The organism is Streptomyces sp. NPDC002640 (assembly GCF_053592575.1).
In genome coordinates this window covers 381,433-402,987 of the sequence record NZ_JBSFVZ010000001.1, presented here as the reverse complement: position 1 = coordinate 402,987, position 21,555 = coordinate 381,433, and the positions used below count along the sequence as shown (strand labels likewise).

19 protein-coding genes are annotated in these 21,555 nt (G+C 73.8%); 7 read left to right on the top strand and 12 right to left on the bottom strand.

Features of this window, described 5'->3' with window-relative positions:
* The 4 genes from ACWD3O_RS01825 to ACWD3O_RS01810 all read right to left on the bottom strand — a co-directional run.
* Positions 1–1,186 (bottom strand): SRPBCC family protein (locus tag ACWD3O_RS01825; RefSeq protein ID WP_451414536.1); only part of this gene is annotated, 1,186 nt, incomplete at its 3' end.
* A 208-nt stretch (positions 1,187–1,394) separates the two neighbouring features.
* The gene (locus ACWD3O_RS01820; RefSeq protein WP_451414535.1) at positions 1,395–3,083 is read right to left on the bottom strand and encodes a polyamine aminopropyltransferase; all 1,689 of its coding nucleotides are present in this window, start codon (positions 3,081–3,083) and stop codon (positions 1,395–1,397) included.
* Between the two features lie 209 nt (positions 3,084–3,292).
* Positions 3,293–3,850, bottom strand: coding sequence for a DUF2617 family protein (locus tag ACWD3O_RS01815; protein WP_451409642.1), 558 nt, complete (start codon positions 3,848–3,850; stop codon positions 3,293–3,295).
* A 320-nt stretch (positions 3,851–4,170) separates the two neighbouring features.
* Positions 4,171–4,461 carry a hypothetical protein gene (locus ACWD3O_RS01810; RefSeq protein WP_451414534.1) on the bottom strand — a complete coding sequence of 97 codons (291 nt, stop codon included), beginning with the start codon at positions 4,459–4,461 and terminating at the stop codon, positions 4,171–4,173.
* Between the two features lie 134 nt (positions 4,462–4,595).
* Between ACWD3O_RS01810 and ACWD3O_RS01805 the strand changes: the two genes are divergently transcribed.
* The 3 genes from ACWD3O_RS01805 to ACWD3O_RS01795 all read left to right on the top strand — a co-directional run bounded on the left by ACWD3O_RS01805 (position 4,596) and on the right by ACWD3O_RS01795 (position 9,341).
* The gene (locus ACWD3O_RS01805; protein ID WP_451409640.1) at positions 4,596–5,798 is read left to right on the top strand and encodes a pyridoxal phosphate-dependent aminotransferase; all 1,203 of its coding nucleotides are present in this window, start codon (positions 4,596–4,598) and stop codon (positions 5,796–5,798) included.
* A 208-nt stretch (positions 5,799–6,006) separates the two neighbouring features.
* Entirely contained in the window at positions 6,007–7,944 is a 1,938-nt protein-coding gene (locus tag ACWD3O_RS01800; RefSeq protein WP_451414533.1) for a serine/threonine-protein kinase, read from the top strand.
* A gap of 167 nt (positions 7,945–8,111) precedes the next feature.
* Positions 8,112–9,341 carry a hypothetical protein gene (locus tag ACWD3O_RS01795; RefSeq protein WP_451414642.1) on the top strand — a complete coding sequence of 410 codons (1,230 nt, stop codon included), beginning with the start codon at positions 8,112–8,114 and terminating at the stop codon, positions 9,339–9,341.
* Between the two features lie 49 nt (positions 9,342–9,390).
* Here the strand turns inward: ACWD3O_RS01795 and ACWD3O_RS01790 are convergent, their stop codons facing one another.
* Positions 9,391–9,921, bottom strand: coding sequence for a YbjN domain-containing protein (locus ACWD3O_RS01790; RefSeq protein ID WP_451409638.1), 531 nt, complete (start codon positions 9,919–9,921; stop codon positions 9,391–9,393).
* Between the two features lie 140 nt (positions 9,922–10,061).
* Between ACWD3O_RS01790 and ACWD3O_RS01785 the strand changes: the two genes are divergently transcribed.
* On the top strand, positions 10,062–10,505 hold the full coding sequence (locus tag ACWD3O_RS01785; protein WP_451409637.1) for a hypothetical protein: 444 nt from the start codon (positions 10,062–10,064) through the stop codon (positions 10,503–10,505).
* A 12-nt stretch (positions 10,506–10,517) separates the two neighbouring features.
* On the opposite strand, the gene ACWD3O_RS01780 is transcribed toward ACWD3O_RS01785, so the two are convergent.
* Complete coding sequence (locus ACWD3O_RS01780) at positions 10,518–10,922, bottom strand: DMT family transporter (RefSeq protein WP_451409636.1); 405 nt, start codon at positions 10,920–10,922, stop codon at positions 10,518–10,520.
* A 63-nt stretch (positions 10,923–10,985) separates the two neighbouring features.
* On the bottom strand, positions 10,986–11,306 hold the full coding sequence (locus tag ACWD3O_RS01775; protein WP_451409635.1) for a DMT family transporter: 321 nt from the start codon (positions 11,304–11,306) through the stop codon (positions 10,986–10,988).
* Between the two features lie 158 nt (positions 11,307–11,464).
* On the opposite strand from ACWD3O_RS01775, the gene ACWD3O_RS01770 reads away from it, so the two are divergent.
* On the top strand, positions 11,465–11,905 hold the full coding sequence (locus ACWD3O_RS01770; RefSeq protein WP_451414532.1) for a MarR family winged helix-turn-helix transcriptional regulator: 441 nt from the start codon (positions 11,465–11,467) through the stop codon (positions 11,903–11,905).
* A 74-nt stretch (positions 11,906–11,979) separates the two neighbouring features.
* On the opposite strand, the gene clpB is transcribed toward ACWD3O_RS01770, so the two are convergent.
* From clpB to ACWD3O_RS01755, 3 genes are all read right to left on the bottom strand, one after another.
* A complete protein-coding gene (gene clpB, locus ACWD3O_RS01765) occupies positions 11,980–14,595 on the bottom strand; it encodes an ATP-dependent chaperone ClpB (protein ID WP_451414531.1) in 2,616 nt (871 codons plus the stop codon).
* A gap of 227 nt (positions 14,596–14,822) precedes the next feature.
* A complete protein-coding gene (locus ACWD3O_RS01760; RefSeq protein ID WP_451409632.1) occupies positions 14,823–15,155 on the bottom strand; it encodes a hypothetical protein in 333 nt (110 codons plus the stop codon).
* Entirely contained in the window at positions 15,152–15,400 is a 249-nt protein-coding gene (locus tag ACWD3O_RS01755; protein ID WP_451409631.1) for a hypothetical protein, read from the bottom strand. The genes ACWD3O_RS01760 and ACWD3O_RS01755 overlap by 4 nt, the downstream gene beginning before the upstream one ends.
* Before the next feature lie 168 nt (positions 15,401–15,568).
* Between ACWD3O_RS01755 and ACWD3O_RS01750 the strand changes: the two genes are divergently transcribed.
* Entirely contained in the window at positions 15,569–16,588 is a 1,020-nt protein-coding gene (locus tag ACWD3O_RS01750) for a helix-turn-helix transcriptional regulator (RefSeq protein WP_451414530.1), read from the top strand.
* A 295-nt stretch (positions 16,589–16,883) separates the two neighbouring features.
* Here the strand turns inward: ACWD3O_RS01750 and ACWD3O_RS01745 are convergent, their stop codons facing one another.
* On the bottom strand, positions 16,884–17,942 hold the full coding sequence (locus ACWD3O_RS01745) for a helix-turn-helix transcriptional regulator (protein WP_451414529.1): 1,059 nt from the start codon (positions 17,940–17,942) through the stop codon (positions 16,884–16,886).
* Positions 17,943–18,124: 182 nt separating this feature from the next.
* Positions 18,125–19,204 carry a sugar ABC transporter substrate-binding protein gene (locus ACWD3O_RS01740; protein WP_451409628.1) on the bottom strand — a complete coding sequence of 360 codons (1,080 nt, stop codon included), beginning with the start codon at positions 19,202–19,204 and terminating at the stop codon, positions 18,125–18,127.
* Positions 19,205–19,515: 311 nt separating this feature from the next.
* On the opposite strand from ACWD3O_RS01740, the gene ACWD3O_RS01735 reads away from it, so the two are divergent.
* Positions 19,516–21,513: a PA14 domain-containing protein gene (locus ACWD3O_RS01735; protein ID WP_451414528.1), complete on the top strand. Its 1,998-nt coding sequence runs from the start codon at positions 19,516–19,518 to the stop codon at positions 21,511–21,513.
* Positions 21,514–21,555: the final 42 nt, after the last annotated feature.

Below are 21,555 nucleotides of genomic sequence, written 5' to 3'. Positions count from 1 at the left end.
CCGCGTGCGCCGTCCGGTTGCCCCCCGGGCCCGCTTCCGTGTCCTTGCCCGCGCCGGCCGCCGGGTCCTTGCCGGAACCCGCTGCCGCGTCCTCGCCCGTGTCCGCCGCCGCGTTCTCGCCCGCGTGCGCCGTCCGGTTGCCCCCCGGGCCCGCTTCCGTGTCCTTGCCCGCGCCGGCCGCCGGGTCCTTGCCGGAACCCGCTGCCGCGTCCTCGCCGAGGTCCGCCGCCGGGGGCTCGCCGGGACCCGCTTCTGTGCCCTCACGCGCGTCCGCCGCCGGGTGGGCACCCGGGTCCTCGCCCGCGTCCGCCGCCGGGCTCTCCGCCAGGTCGGTCGCCGGGGCCTCGCCCGGGGTCGCGCCCCGGTCGGGCGCCGGGGCGGCGTCCGTCTCGGCGTTGCGGTTGTCGGCGGCGGCGTCGGGCGCCGTCCCGGTGTCAGTGCGGGGCGGCTCGCGTCCGTCCTGGTGCTCCACGTTCTCCCCCTCCTCGTCCACGTTCCCGTCCGTCCCGGCTCCCGCGCCGCCCGCGGGCCCGGCCGCCTCGGCCGCCGCCGCGGTGTCCGCCGCCTCCTCGTGGGAGGGTGACCCGTCCCGGTCGGGTCGCGCCGGGGTGGGGTCCTCCGCGTCGGGGCGGGCGTCGAAGTCGCCGTCGGCGGCGGGGGCGAACTCCGGGACCAGGGGCTCGCCCGCGCCCGGCAGGACCTCGTCGTGGCCGTCGGCGGTCACCGCTGCGCTCACCCCTCCCCCGCTGTCGTCGGCGTTCTCTCCTGACTGCCCCGGCAGGTCCGCGGCGAACCGTTCCATCAGACGGGTCAGGGCCGACCGCACGGCGTCGGGGTCGAAGCCGGTGATCCGCCCGCTCGCGCTGCCGGTGGCGGCGAGGTGCAGGACCGTGCCGTCCGGCCGGGGGCGCAGGGTCACGCGGACGGTGACGCGGACCGTGCCGTCGCCGCGGGCCTCGCCGCCCACCCCCTCGGCGGTGAAGGTGCCGTCGTCCTGGCGGGTGACGCCCAGGGAGCCGCGGTACGTCACGCTGCTCCCGCCGACCCGCAGCTTGAGCCGGCCCGCGACGCCCTCCGCCGCGGCGTCCCGCTGGAGCCCGGGGAGGGCCAGGGCGACCCGGTCGGGGTCGGCGAGCGCGGCGGCCAGGTGGTCGGCGGGTACCGGAACGAACACCTCATGCTCCATGGGGCCCGACATTACCGACGGGGACGCGAACCGCACCCCGGCCGAAAGCCGATCGGCACATGTTTTCCACGCCCCGGAACGCCCCGCGACGCCCTGGGACGCGCCCGGCAGCACCCCGGAAACACGCGCCCAGGACCCGGGACCCGCCCGGCACCCGGAAACGCGCCCCGCGCCCCGGGAGAAGGCACCCCACGCCCCGCACCCCACCTCAGTGCCGCGGATGGGCCAGCGTGGAGGCCGGCAGCCCCCGGATCCTGGTCCGCTCGGCCGCCCGGGCCGCCGCCGTGAGGGAACCTTCCTCCAAGGTGCGCGGACGCGGCCCGCCGGGCGCCAGGCCGAGCCGGGGGGCCCGCTGCCCCCAGGAGGCGAGGAACAGCCCCCACTCGCGGCCCTCGGCCCCCGCCACCCGGTACGGCGCCGCCCGCAGGCCCGCCGCCCGCAGCGTCGCCTCGACCGTCCAGTACTCCCGCGGTCGCGCCGCCACCGGCCCGGCGTGCACGGCCAGCCGCGCGCCCGGCGCCATCACCCGCCGGGCCAGCCCGTAGAACTCCCGCGAGTAGAGCTTCGCCGCGGCGGTGTCCCCGGGGTCGGGGAGGTCGGCGATCACCACGTCGTACGGCCCGCCCCGCTCCACCCGCAGCCGCGCGAACGCGTCGTCGGCGGTGACCCGCACCCTAGGGTCCCCGTACGCCCGCCCGTTGAGCGCGGACAGCGCCGGGTCGGTGCGGGCCAGCCGCACCAGCCCGGGGTCGGCGTCCACCACGTGGACCTCGCGCACGCCGCGGTACCGCAGCACCTCGCGGACCGCGAGGCCGTCGCCGCCGCCGAGCACCAGCACCCGCTCCCGCGGGCCGTTCATCGCCGGGTGCACCAGCGCCTCGTGGTACCGCCGCTCGTCGCGGGCGTCCACCCGCAGCGTGCCGTCCAGGTAGAGGCCCAGCGGGCGGCCCGGCCCGCCGGTGAGGACCACGTCCTGCGCCTCGGTGCGCACCGCCACCCGGAGGTCGCCCCCGTAGAGCGCCCGTCCGGCGGCCCGCTCGAAGTCGTCGGCGAGCGCCGCGGCCGAGCCGAGCAGCGCCAGCACCAGCACGTTGGCGACCAGCAGCACCCGCCGGGCCCGCCGGCCGAGGTCCGGCCCGAACAGCCACAGCACCAGCGCCGCGCCCACCACCGCGTTGACCGCGCCGGTCAGCAGCGCCCCGCCGAGCTGCCCGAACCGGGGCAGCAGCAGGAACGGGAAGGCGAGCCCGCCGACCAGCGCGCCCACGTAGTCGGCCGCGAAGAGGTCGGCCACCGCGCCGCCCGGGTCCTGCCGCCGGATCCGCTGGATCATCTCCATCAGCAGCGGCACCTCGACGCCGATCAGCAGCCCTATCGCCAGGGAGATCGCGACCAGCACCAGGCTGGAACCGTCCCGCCACATCCCGCCCCACGCGCCGGTCCAGGCGAAGACGGCGTAGAGCGCCATGGCACTGCACCCGCCGACCAGGGCGAGCGCGGCCTCCACCGCGCCGAAGGCCGCCGCCGCACGGCGCCGCAGCCGCTTGGCGGCCAGCGAGCCCAGGCCCATCGCGAAGACCATGACCGACAGCACCACGGAGGCCTGGGTGACCGAGTCGCCCATCAGGTAGGAGGCCATGGCGACGAGCTCCAGCTCGTACACCAGCCCGCACGCCGCGCAGACGAACACCCCGGCGAGCACCAGGAACCGCGCCGTCGCCGGCCGCAGCGGCAGCCGCGCCGCGCCGCCGGCGCCTCGCGCACCCTCCCCACCCGCCCCGGCCGTGCCGGTCGCACCGCCGGTGCCCGCCGTGCGGCGCCCCTCGCCGGCACCGCCCGCGTCCTTCTCCCCGGACGCGCGGACGGATGGTGCTGGTGGGGCGTGCGGTTCGATCACATGACGACCGTACGTCACCGATCGAACGCTTAACGTCACTCACTCGGGTGGTACTGGCGCGAAACCGGGGCCGCGGCGTACCACCGAGCGCCCCGCAGTGTGCGCCACCGGGCGCCCCGCGATGTACCGGCGGGCGCCCCGCGATGTGCCGGCGGGCGCCCCGCGATGTGCCGGCGGGCGCCCCGCGATGTGCCGGCGGGCGCCCCGGCTCAGCGCAGCGTCGCCAGCGGCAGCCGGCCGAGGCCCGTCACCGTCTCCGCCCCCACGCCCAGACCCAGCGTGGTGCGGGTGGCGACCAGCTGGCCGTCCTGCGGGTACGCGTGCCAGGTCCGCCAGACCGTCTCGCCCTGGGTGCGCTGGGCGAGCAGCGCCGTGAAGGCGTGCGGACTGCCCGGGAAGACGCCCACCAGGCCGTTCGGGTGGTCGGACACGAGCGCGATCAGCTCCTGCGCCCGCCCGGCGAACGCCACCGGCGAGAGCACCTCCACCCGGGCCGCGAACTGGTAGTCCCAGCCGCCCACCCGCTTCGCCACGCCCAGCGGCAGCGGCGTGCTCGATCCCGGGATGCAGGCGACCGTCTCCGAGCAACTCCCGTCCTCCCGCTCCACGATGACCTGGTGGGAGGCGCCGAGCAGCCTCAACTCCAGGCTGACGTCGGTGAATCGGAGGCCGAGGGTGGCCAGCGCGGGCTGCGGCTCCCGCCCGAGCGCCCAGGCCAGGTCGGAGGCGCGCGTGTCGCTGTACGAGGTCTGAAGGGTCGTGAGCATGGATCGGCTCCGCAAGCACGCAGAAGGGGATGTCGGACCGGTGCCCCTGGGGTCGGCACCAGGGGAGACGGTTCTGCCCCGGCCGGGAAAGGCGGCCGCGTCAGTGGGCGCGGCCGTCCGCGGGGCTGCGTCGGCGAGTAGAGGGAATCACGAACCCCGGCAACGCCACAGCGTTTTTACCCAAGTTCATCGGCTTTCCATCCTTCGGTGGGCTCTTAGGCTCACCTGTTCAACGTCGCACCGGATTCGCCCACTTGTCCGAACGCGCGACCGCCCGCCGGGGGCCGCAGCCCCCGGCGGGCACGCGGTGCCGGGCACGGTCAGCTTCCGCCGCCGCAGCCGCCCCCGCCCCCTCCGCCGCACGAGGAGCTGCTTCCGCACGAGGAGGAACCGCTCCCGCAGGAGGACCCCGACGACCCGCTGTCACCGGCCCACCAGGCGCCCGTGTGGCCGGAGCTGGAGTGGCCGGAGCGGCTCCGGCCCCCGCCCGACCGGTACACGCCGCCCCCGCCCCCGGGCCGCTGGGCCGTCCTCGTCGCCATCCAGGCCACCCAGCCGATGAACAGCAGCACCGGCAGCACCACGACGATCACGATGATGGCAGTCAGCACAGCCACTGCCCTCCTTCCACGCTTCCCCCGAAGCGGCCCCCCGTGGGCGCCTCGCTCGCTCAGCGTGCCGGGGTGATGCCCGAGCGCGGAAGCGCCCAACACATAGTTGAGCAAGCTCAGAGCTTGGGCGGAGGATGGCCGCCATGAGCACTCCCGACCGGGCCGCACACCGCCCCCTCCTCAACCGCCGTCTCGCCGAGTTCGGGACGACCGTCTTCGCCGAGATGTCCGCCCTGGCGGCGTCCACCGGCTCCATCAACCTGGGCCAGGGCTTCCCCGACACCGACGGGCCGGAGGAGGTCCGCGAGGCGGCGGTGCGGGCCCTGCGGGACGGCCGGGGCAACCAGTACCCGCCGGGGCCGGGCGTGCCCGAGCTGCGGCGGGCGATCGCCGAGCACCAGCGGCGGCGGTACGGCCTGGCGTACGACCCGGACACCGAGGTGCTGGTGACCGCGGGCGCCACCGAGGCGATCGCCGCCGCCCTGCTGGCCCTGGTGGAGCCGGGCGACGAGGTGGTGGCGCTGGAGCCGTACTACGACTCGTACGCCGCCTGCGTGGCCATGGCGGGCGGCCGCCGGGTGCCGGTGACGCTGCGCCCGCACGAGGGGGCGTTCCGCCTGGACCTGGACGAGCTGCGGGACGCGGTCACCGACCGCACCCGGCTGCTGCTGGTCAACACCCCGCACAACCCGACCGGCACGGTCCTCACCCGTGAGGAGCTGGCCGCCGTCGCCGAACTCGCCGTCGAACGCGACCTGTTGGTGGTCACCGACGAGGTCTACGAGCACCTGGTCTTCGACGGCGCCGAGCACGTCCCGCTCGCCTCGTTCCCCGGCATGCGCGAGCGCACGGTCTCCATCTCCTCCGCCGGCAAGACGTTCTCCTTCACCGGCTGGAAGGTCGGCTGGATCACCGGCTCCCCGGAGCTGGTCACCGCGGTGCGCTCGGCGAAGCAGTTCCTCACCTACGTCTCCGCCGGCCCCTTCCAGTACGCGGTGGCCGAGGCGCTCGCGCTGCCCGACTCCTACTTCGACGGGCTGCGCGCCGACCTCACCGCCAAGCGGGAACTGCTGACGGCGGGCCTGGAGGCCGCCGGGTTCGGCGTGTTCCGCCCGTCCGGCACCTACTTCGTCACCACCGACATCCGCCCGCTCGGCGAGCGCGACGGCGTCGCGTTCTGCCGGGAGCTGCCCCGGCGGGCCGGCGTGGTGGCCATCCCCACCGCCGTCTTCTACGACGACCGGGAGGCGGGCGCGCCGTTCGTCCGGTTCGCCTTCTGCAAGAAGGACGAGGTGCTGCGCGAGGCGGCGACCCGGCTCGCCTCCCTCGCCGGCTGACCCCGCACGCCCGCCCAGCCCCCGCCCCGCCCCCGCCGAGGCCGGGGGTGCCGTCCGGTGAAGCTTTGCGAAAGATCTCTCGCCCCCGGCGCGGTCCGTGCACACTGAACGCGTTCCGGACCGCGCCCGCCCGGTGGCACCCCCACGAGGCCCGCGCGGGGCCGGCCGGCGCGGCGTCGGGCCGCGGCATCGCTGAACGGGGGCATCTGTGACCGGTACCGAGCACGACGGCCTGCGCGGCAGCGGTGCGACACCGCTCGAGGCGCCGGACCCACGCTGCGTCGGCCCGGTGCGCGTGCTCGGCCGTCTCGGCGCGGGCGGCATGGGCCGGGTCTACCTCGGCGTGTACGAGGACCGGTACGTCGCCGTCAAGCAGGTGCTGCCCTCGCTCAGCAACGAGGGTGAACTCTTCCTGCGGCGTTTCGGGCACGAGCTGGACAACCTGGCCAGGCTGCCGGCCGACTCCACCGCCCCGCTGCTGGTGAGCGACCGGACGGCCGGCCCTTCGGGACCGCCCTGGTTCGCCACGGCCTACGTCCCCGGGATCACGCTGAGCGACGCGCGGGCGCTCTGCGGCGGCACCCTCCCCGCGTCCGCGCTGTGGCTGCTGCTGCGCGAGGCGGCCGAGAGCCTGGCCGCCGTGCACGAGCTGGGCATGGTGCACCGCGACCTCAAGCCGTCCAACGTGATGCTGACCCCCGACGGGGCGACGCTCATCGACTTCGGCGTCGCCCGCGCGGCCGACCAGACCCAGCTGACCCGCACCGACATGGTGATCGGCACGCCCGCCTACATGGCGCCGGAGCAGGCGTCGGGGAAGCGGGGCGGTGAGCTGACCGGCGCGGTCGACGTCTTCGCCCTCGGTTCGGTCCTGGCCTGCGCGGCGACCGGCGCTCCGCCGTTCGGGGACGAGTCCGGTCCCGCCGTGCTCTACCGCATCGTCCACGAGGAGCCCGATCTGGGCGACCTGGCCGAGGTGGACGCGGAACTCGCCGACGTGGTGCGGTCCTGCCTGGAGAAGCGGCCCGAGGACCGCCCGACGGCTGCCGAGCTGCTGCGGTCGGCCACCGCGCAGGGGCCGCTCACGGCGCCGCTCTGGCCGGAACCGGTCGCCGAGGTGGTCGCGGAGCGCGCGGCCTTCGCCGCGCGGCCCGTGCCGGCCGGGCTGCCGGAGGCCGAAGGCCCGGAGGAGCGGGAAGAGCCGGAAACGCCGGAAACGCCGCGGGAGCCGGTGGGGAAGCGGCCCGGGCAGCCGGAGGACGTCCGCGACAAGCCGCGGGAACCGGCCGGGGCGGCGGAGCGGCCGAAGCGCCGGACGCGGTTCCTGCCGGTGATCATCCCCGTGGTGATCGGCGTCGGCACCACCCTGGCGGTGCAGTTGCTCCCGTACGTCATCGACGACGCGGACGCCGACGGACGGGCGTCCGGGCCCGGGGTCACGGCGAGCGCCCCCGCGACGGCCGGCGGGGCCTCCTCCGGCACCCCCTCCGGGGCGGCGAGCGCGTCGCCGTCGTCCGACCCGTCCGACAACGACGAGGACGAGGACAACGACGACACGGACAAGGAGAAGCCCGGGGACCGGGAGGACGGGGGCGGCGAGGGCGACGACCGGGCCGGCGACGGCGGGGCGGCGGACGGCGGCTCGGGCGGGCAGGAGCCCGGCGCCGACACCGGTTCGGGCTCCGGTGGCGGCTCGTCGACCGGGTCCTCGGGCGGATCGTCGAGCAGTTCCTCGGGCGGGTCGAGCGGCGGGTCCAGCGGGGGTTCGTCGAGCGGCGGTTCCTCGGGAGGCACGGCGGGCGGCGGCGTCACCACCGGCCCCACCATCCAGAACGCCTCGACCTCCAGGTGCCTGGTAGCCGGGCAGGGCAACGCCTCCGCGGGGTCCTGCTCCGGCGCCGCCGCCTCCTGGACGTTCCGGTCGGTCTCCGGCGGCGTCCAGATCGTCTCGCAGAGCACCGGACACTGCCTGACCTCCTACGGCAGCATCCACATGGCGCCGTGCGGCGTCGGGGACACACAGGTCTGGACCCGCGGTTCCACCGGCACCCTCCGGGTGAACCGGACCGGCGAGTGCCTGGGGGTCAACGGATTCCTCCTGCTCCGCCAGGCCTGCAACGGCTCGGCCACCCAGCGCTGGCTCTGAGCCGGCACGGCGACCCGGGCGCGGGGCGCGGCACGGCGACCCGGGCGCGGGGCGCGGCACGGCGACCCGGGCGCGGGGCCGCGGCGCGGGCGGGAACCCTGGAGCCGTCCGGCGTGCCGTGACCACGCCTGTCCTATTTGCCCTGCATCGTGCGTGGTGTGAACCCGATGCTCGCCTCCCTCGTGCCGTCGCCCTCCCGCCGGAAGACCGCCGCGCCCAGGCCCGCGGCTCCGGGTCCGCACCCACCGGCCCGGGCGGCCCGCCGCACGGTGCCCACGGTGGTCACCGCCCTGGCGCTGTTCCTCGCCGCCCGGTTCGCCGGCGTGCTGGTGCTGACCCTGCTGGCGCACGCCGAGGGCAAGGACGCCACCACGCTGCTCGGCCGCACCTGGGACTCGCTCTGGTACATCGGGATCGCCGCCGACGGCTACGGCGAGGTCCGCGAGTACACCCGGCTGGTCCTCAACGACCTGGCGTTCTTCCCCCTCTACCCCTGGCTGATCCGCGGGGTGACGGCGGTGCTGCCGCTGAGCGGCGGAGCCGCCGGGGTGCTGGTCTCCTGGGTGGCGGCCGGGGCGGCGGCGTGCGGGATCTACCGGATCGGCCGCCGGCTGCACGGCCGGGGCGCCGGGGTGCTGCTGGCGGTGCTGTGGGGGCTGATGCCGCACTCCGTGGTGCTGAGCCTCGCCTACACCGAGCCGCTGCTGACCGCGCTCGCCGCCTGGGCGCTGTACGCCGCGATGACCGGCCGGTGGCTGTGGGCGGGCGCGCTGGCCTGCCTGGCCGGGCTGTCACGGCCCAGCGGTGCGGCCGTCGCCGCGGCGGTGGCGGCCGCCGCCGCCCTGCACGTGGCGGCGCTGGTGCGGGAGCGGCGCCTGTCCGTCCACAGCCTGGGGAAACCGCTGTCCGCGGTGGCGCTCGCGCCCCTCGGATGGGCCGGGTTCGTCCTGTGGGTCGGGATGCGGCAGGGGGATCCGCTGGGCGGCTATTTCGAGGTCCAGCGCAGGTGGGGCTCGGCCTTCGACCTGGGCCGGGGGAACCTGGAGTTCGTCGGGCACCTGCTGCGCCACCCGGACAAGCTGGTGTTCACCGTGGCCCTGGTGATCGTCCTGCTGGCGCTGCTGCTCTTCGGGCTGCTGATCGCCGACCGGGCGCCGCTGCCGCTGATCGTCTACAGCGGGGTGCTGCTGCTGATCACGGTGGGCGGCTCCGGCTACTTCGCGTCCAAGCCGCGGTTCCTGCTGCCCGCGTTCCCGCTGCTGCTGCCGCTCGCCGCCGCGCTGACCCGCACGGCGAGAGCCCGGCCGCGGCACGCGACGCTGGTGGTCGCGGCCCTGGCCGGGCTCTCGTTCGCCTACGGGGCGTACCTCGTCGTCATGGCGACGTCACCGCTGTAGGGGTCTGCGGGGCGCCGTGGCTCAGGCGGGCCCTGCGGGGCGCGGTGGCTCAGGCGTCGTCGTCGGGCTTCTCCGCCTCGTCGATCTGCTGCTCCAGGCCCAGGGTCTCGACCAGGTGCTTGTCGAACTCGATGGCGGCGCGGACCCAGCTGACCGTGGAGGACACGAAGTGCTCCAGGCTGACGCCCATGCCGATCAGCATCTGCGCCTCGCCGATGAGGCGGACCGTGCCGTCGTCGTGGGTGTGGGTGTAGACCTTGGGCCAGAGGGTGCGGCGGTTCCAGTCGTCGATGGCCTCCAGGAGCTGCGGCTTGGCCTCGATGGGGTGCGGGCGGTCGTAGAACGTCCGCACCGAGAAGATCGCCTGCTCGTTCTCGCCGCGGAACATGAAGTACGTGCGGAAGCTCTCCCACGGGGCGGCGAGGTCACCCTCGTCGTCCACCACGTACTTCAGCTCCATCTGGTCGAGAAGCTGCTTCACCAGGTCCTGATCCGGGACAACGGGGCCCGCCGGTCCCTGGGGCTGCGGCTCGGGCTGCTGGCCCCCGAAGTTCGGAATCGAGGACGGGTCGATGCTCACCGTAATTTTCCCTTCGTATGGATCTCCCGCCAGTCTCCCTCACGGGGGGAGGGGGGCTGCAACCCCTGCGGCCGCCGGGGCGTCGTGTATGGCGTGATCCGACCCGCTCGGCGGGCGGCGCGACACCGGAGGGGGCCGACGTGGCGGGGACGCGCGGGCGGAGGGCGTGGCGGGCGGCCCTGATCGGGCTGGCCGCGGCGGCGGTGGCGGCCGTCTGGTACCTGTGGGCCGCGGCCGACGCCCTGGAGGACGCGACCTCCACCCAGGAGGCCCCTTGCGCCGAGGCGCTCGCCTTCGCCGGCGGGACCCTTCCGTCCGGCGCCACCGACGCGGAGTGCACGGTGCGGCGGTGGATGGACACGCTCTACGAGGCCGACTTCCGGATGCCCCGCGCGGAGGTGGCGGACTGGACGGCCCGGAACTGGCCCGCGCTGGAGACCGGCGGCGTGTCCTGCCACCCGGAGTCCGCCGCGCTCTGCGGCTCGACGGACAGCCCCGGCGGCCAGGCCCACGCGCTGAACATCACGAGCACCTACGAGGACGCCGGCACCGCCCGGGTGCACCTCGAGGCGTTCACCATCTGACCGCCGCCCCGGTCAGCCCCGCGCGGGCTGCGGTACGCGCGGCGCGTCGGCCGCCGCCCGGGCCTCCTCCGGCCTGTCGGCGAGCTTGAGCCAGATCACGCCGACGATGATGACGCCCAGCCACAGGGCCTGCGGCACGGTGAGCACCTCGTCGAAGAGGACCGGTCCGAGCAGAGCGGCGCCGACCGCCCCGATGCCCGCCCAGACGGCGTAGCCGATGCCGACGTCGATGCTGCGCAGGGCGGCGCTCAGCGCCCAGAGCGTCAGGAGGAAGAACACCACGGCCACCAGGGACCAGGACAGCCGGGTGAAGCCGTGGCTGCCCCCGACGGCGAGCGCGTAGCCGACCTCGAAGACGCCGGCGAGAAGGAGCGTGAGCCAGGCCTGGCCCGAGGAGGAGCGGACGGTGCGGGACATGTGGGTGAGTCCTCTCGTGGTGATGGCGGGGTGGTGGTGGGGCGGAGGCCGAACGGCGGCGTCTCAGGCGGCGCCGCTGAGCTGGAGCCCGACGACCCCGGCGATGATGACCGCGATGCCGAGTCCCTTGCGCCAGTTCAGGCGCTGGCCGAAGAGCAGCGCTCCCAGGAGGGTGATGCCGACGCCGGCCACGGAGGTCCACAGGGCGTACCCGACCCCGACGTCGAAGGTCAGCAACGCCCTGCTGAGGAAGTAGGTCGCGATGGCGCCGCTGACGAGGGTCGCGGCGGTCCAGGGGCGGTTCCTGAACCCTTCGGCCTTGCCCGCCGCGACGGCCACGGCGATCTCGAAGACGACCGCGACGGCGAGGTGAAGCCAGTGCATGGGCTAATCCTTCCTTGAGGGCGATGTCCAAGCATGTGCTTGTACTTGCAACTACATACGGAGCGTGCGTCTCCGGGCACGGAGCGCTGGAGGAACGGGCAAGAGTTTGCATGCACATGTATCCTGTTGTCAATCAACACCCCCCGGAGGGCGCGACGATGACCATCGATCAGGCCGCATGGAGCCGGGTCCTCAGGCTGCACGCGCACGTCGAGCGCGAACTCGCCCTCGCGCTGCATCGCGGACACGGCATCGGCCTGTCGGAATACCGCTCGCTGGAGCACCTGCACCTCTCCGACAGGAGCGAGCTGCGCATGCAGGACCTGGCGGACCGGGTGGGTCTCGGCCAGTCCTCGGTGACCCGCCTGGTGGGGCGGCTGGAGGCCGCCGGCCTCGCCTGCAAGGATCTGTGCCCGTCCGACAAGCGCGGCGTCTACGCCGTCCTGACGGACGCGGGACGGGAGCGGTACCTGACGGCACGGGGCACCTACGCCGAGGTGCTGTCGTCGGTCCTCGACACCCTCACCGGTGACGCGGAACTGGGCCCCACGATCCAGGCACTGCGCACGGCGCCCGGCCTCCCCGCGCCCCGCCCGTAGCCCCCGAGGCGGCGGCACGACGACCGGAGGGGCCGCCCCGCCTTCCGGCAGGACAGCCCCTCCTCAGGCCTTGCTCAGGCCTCAGCGGGCCCCTGGGCCGACGCCTCGACCGTCAGGCCGGCGCCCGTCCCGGGGGCGCGGTCGACGCGGACGGTGTCGCCGTCCTTGATCTCGCCGGAGATGATCTCCTTGGCCAGGCTGTCGCCGATCGCCGTCTGGATCAGGCGCCGCAGCGGACGCGCCCCGTAGGCCGGATCGAGGCCCTTCTCGGCGAGCCAGGCCAGCGCGGCGGGGGTGATGTCCAGCGTGAGCCGCCGCTCCGCGAGCCGCTTGGCCAGCCGGCCGATCTGCAGCTCGGCGATCCGCTCCAGCTCCGGCTTGGTGAGCGCGGTGAAGACGACCAGGTCGTCGAGCCGGTTGAGGAACTCCGGCTTGAAGGACGCCCGCACGACCTCCAGCACCTGCTCCCGCTTGGTCTCCTCGCTGCTCAGCGGGTCCACCAGGAACTGGCTGCCCAGGTTGGAGGTGAGGATCAGGATGGTGTTGCGGAAGTCGACCGTGCGGCCCTGGCCGTCGGTGAGGCGGCCGTCGTCGAGGACCTGCAGCAGGATGTCGAAGACCTCCGGGTGGGCCTTCTCCACCTCGTCCAGCAGCACCACACTGTACGGGCGCCGCCGCACCGCCTCGGTGAGCTGGCCGCCCTCCTCGTAGCCGACGTAGCCGGGAGGCGCGCCGACCAGCCGGGCCACGCTGTGCTTCTCGCTGTACTCCGACATGTCGATGCGGACCATCGCCCGCTCGTCGTCGAAGAGGAAGTCCGCGAGCGCCTTGGCGAGTTCGGTCTTGCCGACACCGGTGGGGCCGAGGAAGAGGAACGATCCGGTGGGGCGGTCCGGGTCCGCGATGCCCGCCCGGGTGCGCCGCACCGCGTCGGAGACGGCCTCCACGGCCTGCTTCTGGCCGATCAGGCGGCGGCCCAGCTCGTCCTCCATCCGCAGCAGCTTCTGCGTCTCGCCCTCCAGCAGGCGCCCGGCCGGGATGCCGGTCCAGGAGCCGACCACGTCCGCGATGTCGTCCGGACCGACCTCCTCCTTGACCATGGTGTCGTCCCGGTTGGCCTCCGCCTCGGCCTCCGAGGCGGCCTCCAGCTCGCGCTCGAGGGTCGGGATCTCGCCGTAGAGCAGCTTGGAAGCGGTGTCGAAGTCGCCGTCGCGCTGGGCGCGTTCGGCCTGGCCGCGCAGGTCGTCCAGCTTCTCCTTCAGCTCACCGACCCGGTTGAGGGACTGCTTCTCCTTCTCCCAGCGGGCGTTGAGGCCGCGCAGCTCCTCCTCCTTGTCGGCGAGGTCGCGCCGCAGCCGCTCCAGGCGCTCCTTGGAGGCCTGGTCGGTCTCCTTGGAGAGGGCCAGCTCCTCCATCCGCAACCGGTCGACGGAGCGCTGGAGTTCGTCGATCTCGACGGGCGAGGAGTCGATCTCCATGCGCAGCCGCGAGGCGGCCTCGTCGACCAGGTCGATCGCCTTGTCCGGCAGGAAGCGGGAGGTGATGTAGCGGTCGGAGAGGGTGGCCGCGGCGACCAGGGCGCTGTCGTTGATCTGGACCTTGTGGTGCGCCTCGTAACGGCCCTTGAGGCCGCGGAGGATCGCGATGGTGTCCTCGACGGACGGCTCGGCGACCAGCACCTGCTGGAAGCGCCGCTCCAGCGCCGGGTCCTTCTCGATCCGCTCGCGGTACTCGTCGAGCGTGGTCGCGCCGACCATGCGCAGCTCGCCGCGGGCCAGCATCGGCTTCAGCATGTTGCCCGCGTCCATCGCCGAGTCGCCGCCGGCGCCCGCGCCGACGACCGTGTGCAGCTCGTCGATGAAGGTGATGATCTGCCCGTCCGAGTCCTTGATCTCGGCCAGGACCGTCTTCAGCCGCTCCTCGAACTCGCCGCGGTACTTGGCGCCCGCGACCATCGCGCCGAGGTCCAGCGCCACCAGCCGCTTGTTCTTCAGCGACTCCGGCACGTCCCCCTTCACGATCCGCTGGGCGAGGCCCTCGACGACGGCGGTCTTGCCGACGCCGGGCTCGCCGATGAGCACCGGGTTGTTCTTGGTGCGGCGCGACAGCACCTGCACCACGCGGCGGATCTCGTGGTCCCGGCCGATGACCGGGTCCAGCTTGCCGTCCCGCGCGGCGGCGGTGAAGTCGGTGCCGAACTTCTCGAGCGCCTTGTACTGGCCCTCCGGGTCGGCGGTCGTCACCCGGCGTCCTCCCCTGATCCTCTGGAACGCGTCCAGGAGCTTCCTGGCGTCGGCTCCCTGCCGCGAGAGTACGTCCCCGGCCGCGCCGCCCTTGTCGGCCGTGCCGATCAGCAGGTGCTCCGTGGAGACGTACTCGTCGCCCAGCTCCTTCGCCCGCTGACCGGCGTCCGCGACGACCGCGAGCAGGTCGCGGTTGGGCTGCGGGGGCGCGACCGTCGAGCCGGCCACGCTGGGCAGGCCCGCGAGCACCTTCTCGGCGCCCTGCCGCACGGCCGCCAGGTCCGCCTCGACGGCGGCCAGCAGGTCCACGATGTTCTCGTTGTCCTGGCCCGACAGCAGGGCCAGCAGCAGATGGGCCGGCGTCAGGTCCGGGTGCCCCTCGGTCACCGCGCGGCTGCTCGCCGCGTTCAGCGCCTCCCGGCTCCTGTTGGTCAGCTCGGCGTCCACGTCCTGTTTCTCCTCCCTGGCAGCCACACGATCAGGCGGCGGATACCCGTCGGATACCCACTCTGACGCGGCCAACGTCCACAAACTTGAGTCTATTCCACTCAATGCGCGGGCGCGGGAAAAGGTTCCGCGGACATACGACAGCGGCGCCACCGTGTTCAGGTCACGGTGGCGCCGCTGCCGGGGGGAAGCGCCTGAGGCGATCGTCGAAGTTGGGGGTATCGCCGTCAGGCACTGCGGGGGGTGGCTGAGGGGATCGCCGGAAGCTCGTGGGGGGCGAACTCCCGGTGGTCCCTTTGGTCCAGGTTCACGAAGATCATTCCATAACGGATGGCGCATCGGACCGGCTGCGGCGCCCCGCGGGGCCGCCGCAGGCACCGGTACGCCCGCACGTCCTCCTCCTCGTCCCGCGTCACCACGACCGGTTCCCCGAACACGGTGACCATCAGGGAGTCACCGGAGTGGGGGATCGCGGTGACCAGGTCGACGAAGTGCCAGCCGGACCGGTAGGCCACGGCCATCTCGCGACGGAACGAGCGGTCGTCCGGCGGCGTGGTCATGCCCTCACGCCCGCCTCGGCCTTGCTGCCGGCGGGGTCCGCGGTGATCCTGTCCCAGACCCAGTCGCCCTGGGCGCGGATCTCCGGGTCTGCCGAGATGCTGTCCCACACCCAGTCGGCCCGAGCGGAGGTGCCGGAGTCCTTGCCAGGACCGTCCCACACCCAGTCCGCCGGGCCGGCGGCACCGAGGATGGCGCCCGCTGAGAAGGCAACAGCAAGCGCCGAGAGAAGCAATCTCTTGCACATGATGGGCTTCGTCCTCACTTCCCAATTCGGTCCCCCGCCGAAACAAAACGATGGCCCATACCGGCACACGATGGCCAGTTCGAAGATGCATCATGTTCCTGCACGTTCAGGACCCTGGGGGGCGGAGATATGCGACACACCGGCACAACAGGGACGCATCCCCACGGGATGGAGGAGTTGTGCGACAACGGCAGGCGCCTCTACGCCGATGCCCTCCGCCTGGGCCGCATCCGGCGTTCCGAGGCCGAAACCTCACCCTGCCTGCTGGAGCTGGCCCTGCTCCAACCGGATCCCGACGACTCGGCCTGGCTCCGCCCCGTGCCGCCGATGACGGCCCTGTCCCAGCGGCTGCACCCTCTGGAGAGGGAGATCCGTGAGCGCCGTGAGCAGGCGATCCAGCTCACCCACGCCTTCGAGCCGTTCCTCTCCATCGCGACGCACAGCCGGCCCGACACCCACGCGCTGACCGTCCTGGAGGGGGTCGAGCGGATCAACGAGGCGATCCTGCTGGCGCAGTCCAACTGCCGCTCGGAGATCCTGTCGGTGCAGCCCGGTGGCGGCCGCAGCGAGCACACGCTCACCACGGCGTTCCGGCTGGGCCAGGAGGCCCTGGAACGCGGCATCGGGGCCCGCATCCTGTACCAGCACACCGCCCGGCACAGCCCCGGCACACTCACCTACGCGCGCCTGATGAACGACGCCCACGTGGAGTTCCGCACCGCCCAGGAGCTCGTGGACCGGCTGATGATCTTCGACCGCTCCGTCGCCTTCATCCCCGCCCAGGACGACCGCAAGGTCGCCCTGGAGCTGCGCCACCCCGGCCTGGTCGACTACCTGGTCAAGGTCTTCGACCAGCAGTGGCGCAACGCGGTTCCGCTCTTCCAGGAGCAGCCCCGGGAGGCCGCCGTGGACGGTGTCCCGGAGGTCCAGCGGACCATCGCCCGGCTGCTGATCGAGGGCCAGGTCGACGAGGCCATCGCGCGCCGCCTGGGCATGAACGTCCGGACCTGCCGCGCCCACATAGCGAAGCTGGCCGCCGCGCTGGGCAGCGGCAGCCGGGCCCAGCTCGGCTTCCTGATCGCCCGCTCGGGCCTGCTGGACGACGGAGCCGCGGACACCACGGCCGACGGCACGGCGTCCGCCCCGCCCGGCTGCGAGGGCGACCACGGGACCGCCCCGGAGGCGTAGGCCCCCCGGGCAGCGCCCGCGCGCCCGGGACGGCCGGGGACCACGCCGCGCGGCCCGGGCAGGGGCTGCGCGGCGCGCGGACAGCCGGGAGTCCCCGGGCAGCAGCCCACGCGGCAAGGACGGCCGGGGACCCGCGCCGGGCCCGGGCAAGAGCCGCGCGGCGCGCGGACAGCCAGGCCCCCGCGCGCCCTGGGCAGCCATCAGCCCGCTCCCCGGCAACGGCCCACGCGGCCCAGGGGCGGCCAGGAGCCCGCCGCGCCCGCCCGGGGCCCTCGCGGCGGCGGAAGGCCGGGCGCTACGCCGTGAGCCCGCCCGGCAGGCCGTCCGCGCCCGGGGGCCGGTCCAGGCCCGCGTGGGCGATCCGGACCCCGAGCTGGGTCCGGCTGGTGGCGCCCAGCCGCTCGGACAGGCGCGCGATGTGTGCCCGGCAGGTGCGGACGCTGATGCCGAGCCGTTCGGCGATGGCGGCGTCCTGGTGCCCCTCGGCCAGCAGCGCGGCGATCGACCGCTCCCGGTGGGACACCCCCGGCACGCCGTTCTCCGGGGCGGGGACGGGCGAGCCGACCGGCACCGCCAGCCACCACAGCCGCTCGAACACGGTGGCCAGGTAGTCCACCAGCGCCGGATGCCGCAGCTCCAGCGCCATGGTGCGGCTGTTGTTGGCCGGCACGAAGGCCACCGTGCGGTCGAAGAGGATGAGCCGCTCCGGCACCTCGTCCAGGGTGCGGGCCTCCACGGCGTCGCCCATCAGCTCCAGGTAGCCCAGCAGCCCCTGCCCGTGCCGGGCGACGTGCGTGTACAGGTCCCGCATCCGCACCCCGCGGCGCCGCAGCTCCATCGCCCGCGGCAGGCCCTCGCTGAGCTCGTGTTCGGGGCGTATCCCGCCCGGCTGCACGGTCAGCACCTCGGAGACGCAGGCGCCGGTCGCCTCGTCGATCGCCGTCTGGATCCTCGGCAGCCCGTCCAGCACCCGCAGGGACACCCCCGTGCCGGCCCCCACGAGCCCCTCCGCCGTGCCCTCCGGCGGGAAGCGGCTCTCCAGCACCGCGTAGCGGTCGGCGGCCGACAGGGCCGACCCCACCCTGCGGTGCGCGTCGCCCAACTCCGCGCACAGCTCCCGCAGCAGCCGCGTCATGACCTCCTGCGGGGCCGTCGGCAGCAGCTGCTCCAGGTCGTCGGGGTCGGGGTGCAGCAGCCCCAGGTCCAGCAGGCAGGGCACCGCCTCGGCCTCGCGGCGCGGCACCCGGCCCCGGCGGACGGCACGGGAGTACACCCGGTCGCCGTCCTCGCAGAGGCGCTCGGGACCGTGCGGGTGTCCCTGCGGAACACGGACCGCGCCCGCCTCACCGGACATTCAGTTCTCCACCCCCGGTAGCGCTGCCTGTTCGCAGCGCCACTATGCGCGGCGGCGCACCCGTGCCGCAATACGCGACCGGCCCCGAGGGGACCCGGGGCCGGTCGGCGGACGGACGTCGGACGGACGTCGGACGGACGTCGGACGGACGTCGGACGGACGTCGGACGGACGTCGGACTGCTCAGAGAAGGCCGGCGGCCTGGCAGGCGGCGCGCACCTTCGACGTGCAGATCTGCTTCACCGTGTAGATGCCGTCCGCGACGACGGTCTCCTCGATGTTGTCGCGGGTCAGCTCGACCACGGGCACCAGCGCCGCCGGGATGTCCTTGTGGGTGGGGCTGTCCACCGCGTCGCGGGTGAGCGCGTCGAACTGGATGTTGTGGCCGCGGACCTTGGCAACGGCCATCTCCGCGGCGGCCTCGGCCTCGTTCGGGTACGGCTTGTAGACCGTCATGTACTGCTCACCGGTGATGATGCGCTGGACGGCCTCGATGTCGGCGTCCTGGCCGGTGATGGGCGGCATCTCGGTGACGCCGGCCTCCTTCAGGGCGGCGACCACGCCGCCGGCCATGCCGTCGTTGGCGGAGAGCACGCCCTTGATCTTGGAGGCGCCGAACTCCGCGATCGCGTCCTGCATGTTCTTCTTGGCCTCGTCGGGGTCCCAGCCCTTGGTGTCGTAGGACTTGAGGACCGTCAGGCCGCTCAGCTCGCCCTGGGCGCCGTCCTTGAACATCTTGGCGTTGGGGTCGGCGGGCGAGCCGTTCATCATCACGTAGGTGTCGCCCGGGATGGCCTGGGCCAGGGAGCGGCCCTGGACCTCGCCGACCACGGTGTTGTCGAACGAGACGTACGCGTCGACCGGGCCCTCGGCCAGCCGGTCGTAGGCGATCACCGGGATGCCGGCCTCCTTGGCCCGCGTCACCTCCGGCGCCACCGCCTTGGCGTCCACCGGGTCCACGACGATCACGTCGACCTGGGCCTCGACCATGGAGCGCATCTGGCGGTTCTGCTCGTCCTGGTCGCCGACGGCGTTGGCGTACCGGACCTCGCCCTTGCCGTCGGTGAGCTCCTCGACCTTGTCCTTGAAGATCGGGAAGTCGAACTGCTCGTAGCGGGAGATCACCTTCTCCGGCATCAGCAGGCCGATCGTGATGTCGTTCTCGTCGGCCAGGGCGGCGTCGTCCTCCCCCGGAGAGCTACCGCACGCGGCGAGCGACAAGGACAGCGTGACGGCGGCGACGGATATGGCATAACGACGCATTGGAGGGCCCACTTCTGCGTTCGGGTCAGGGTGTCCCACCACGGCGCCGGGCCGACGGGTGCGTCGTGGCCGGAAACCGCCTGAAGCGGAACCGGCCGGCGGCGCTGCCGGGGCGACGTTCGGCGACTCGTGTGAAGACAGAGCGGAATCATAGCCAGTGCGCTTTCACACGTCTCCCTGGGTCTCCCGGGGAATCGGCGCCAAGATCACACATCCCGCGCACAACCCCGGCCGCCTCTCGGAGGTCTGCTCTCACGGCCGTCCCCGCCGACGGCACGCCTCCCACGGACCTCTTGAGGAGCTCCCCTCCCGTGAACCGCTTCTCCCCGGCTCGCGCGGCCACCGCCACCGCGGTGGTTCTGGCCACCACCGGTGGCCTGCTCGGCGCCGCCGTCAGCACCGCCTCCGCAGCGGTCAACTGCGCTTCCCCGGTGTTCAAACGACAGTTCTTCGCCAACACCACCTTCTCCGGCACCCCGAAGAAGACCGACTGCGACAGCGCCATCGACCAGAACTGGGGCACCGGCGCACCGGCCTCCGGCCTGCCGTCCAACAACTTCGGCGTCCGCTGGTCCGTCACCCGCGACTTCGGCTCCGGCGGCCCCTTCACCTTCACCGCCTCCTCACGCGACGGCATCCGCGTCTACCTCGACGGCGTCCGCAAGGTCGACCTGTGGAAGAACGTCTCCTCGACGGTCTCCAAAACGGTCAACCTCACCATCCCCAGCGGCAAGCACTCCCTGCGGATCGACTTCGTCAACTGGACCGGCTCCGCCAACGTCAAGTTCGCCTACACCCCGCGCACCACCGCGACGGTGGACAAGGTCAAGCCGCTGACCCCGGGCGGGGCCGCGCTCACCTACAGCCCCAGCACCTACAGGTCCAAGCTGTCCTGGACCAGGAGCCCCGAGATGGACCTCGCCGGCTACCAGGTCTACCGCCGTGTCTCCGGCGGCTCGTACCCGGTGAAGCCGCTCGCCGTCACCACGGCGTCGGCGACCTCCTACACCGACTCCCCGCCGATGGACGGCAGGCTCTACCACTACGAGGTCCGCGCCTACGACAAGGCCGGCAACACCTCCACCGGCACCGCCGACAAGGGCATCACGACGACCAGGGTCGCCACCCCGACCGGCGTCACCGCCACCGCCACGGACACCGCCGTCGGCGTGCGGTGGAACGCGGTGCCCGGCGCCGGCGCCTACAAGCTGTACCGCAACGGCACGGCGCTGACGGAGGTCGAGGGCGGCACGGCGTACAGCGACACCTCCGTGGCCCGTTCGGTGTCCGCCTCGTACCAGGTGGCCGCCGTCGACACGACCGGGACAGTCGTCTCGCCCCTCTCCACGGCCTCCCCGGCCGTGCGCCGCCCGGTGGCCGCGCCTCAGTCGCTCACCGCGACGCCCGGTCTCGTGAAGGCCTCGCTGAAGTGGTCGGTCCCCGCCGACGGAGGCGCCTACGCCGGCTTCCACGTCTACCGCTCCACCTCGGCTGCCGTGGACACCACCGGCGAGCCGCTGGACTGCGCGGTCAAGGGACCGGTGACCGAGGACGGCCGGCGGTACTGGACCTGCGTGGACACCACCGCCGAGGGCGGCGTCACCCACCACTACGCGGTGAAGGGGTACGACAGCGCGGGCACCGAGTCCGCGGCCTCCGGCAGCGCCCAGGTCACGCCCGAGGCGCGGGACCTCACGGCTCCCGCCGCACCCACCGGGCTCACCGTCAGCCCCACCGAGTACGGCTTCGTCCTCGACTGGGACGACAGCACCGAGACGGACCTGCATCGGTACGGCATCTACAAGGGCTCGCTGTACGACGACGGCGACGGTGGCCAGGTCTGCCTCGCCAACCTCGTCGAGTACCAGGCCGCCGACACCTCGGAGTTCGTCCACCGGTCGGCGGCCGAGGGCGACGAGGTCTGCTTCCTCGTCAGCGCAATCGACACCGCGTGGAACGACAGCTTCAGGTCCACCCGCGAGGGCAAGGTCGTCGTGGTGCGCGAACTCGACCTGCGGCCCTCGGAGGAGACTCCCGAGTTCGGTTCGCCGGTCGACGTCTCCGTGATCGAGGACGGCGGCGAGATGTCGCTGAACTGGTACGGCGGCGAGGACGCCACCGGCTACCGGGTGTACCGCTGGGACGGAACGGCCTACGTGATGGTCCACACGGTGGACCACGGAGGACGGGTGTCGTGGACCGACCCCTCGGCGCCGCGGGGCACCACGTCGTTCTACCGGGTGACCGCCGTCCTCGCCGACGGCACCGAGACCGCCCCGGCCGGAGCGGCCGTCGCACTGCTCCCCTGAGCCCGCACGGAGCCCGCACGGCACCGAAACGCCCGGGGGCGG

Bases quoted from the DNA above. Each gene is read 5' to 3' on its own strand.
- ACWD3O_RS01740 (WP_451409628.1), bottom strand. From the start codon at position 19,204: ATGCGTCGTTATGCCATATCCGTCGCCGCCGTCACGCTGTCCTTGTCG.
- ACWD3O_RS01770 (WP_451414532.1), top strand. From the start codon at position 11,465: ATGACCATCGATCAGGCCGCATGGAGCCGGGTCCTCAGGCTGCACGCG.
- ACWD3O_RS01750 (WP_451414530.1), top strand. From the start codon at position 15,569: ATGGAGGAGTTGTGCGACAACGGCAGGCGCCTCTACGCCGATGCCCTC.
- ACWD3O_RS01760 (WP_451409632.1), bottom strand. From the start codon at position 15,155: ATGACCACGCCGCCGGACGACCGCTCGTTCCGTCGCGAGATGGCCGTG.
- ACWD3O_RS01805 (WP_451409640.1), top strand. From the start codon at position 4,596: ATGGCCGCCATGAGCACTCCCGACCGGGCCGCACACCGCCCCCTCCTC.
- ACWD3O_RS01755 (WP_451409631.1), bottom strand. From the start codon at position 15,400: ATGTGCAAGAGATTGCTTCTCTCGGCGCTTGCTGTTGCCTTCTCAGCG.
- ACWD3O_RS01780 (WP_451409636.1), bottom strand. From the start codon at position 10,922: ATGTCCCGCACCGTCCGCTCCTCCTCGGGCCAGGCCTGGCTCACGCTC.
- ACWD3O_RS01795 (WP_451414642.1), top strand. From the start codon at position 8,112: ATGCTCGCCTCCCTCGTGCCGTCGCCCTCCCGCCGGAAGACCGCCGCG.
- ACWD3O_RS01775 (WP_451409635.1), bottom strand. From the start codon at position 11,306: ATGCACTGGCTTCACCTCGCCGTCGCGGTCGTCTTCGAGATCGCCGTG.
- ACWD3O_RS01815 (WP_451409642.1), bottom strand. From the start codon at position 3,850: ATGCTCACGACCCTTCAGACCTCGTACAGCGACACGCGCGCCTCCGAC.
- ACWD3O_RS01745 (WP_451414529.1), bottom strand. From the start codon at position 17,942: ATGTCCGGTGAGGCGGGCGCGGTCCGTGTTCCGCAGGGACACCCGCAC.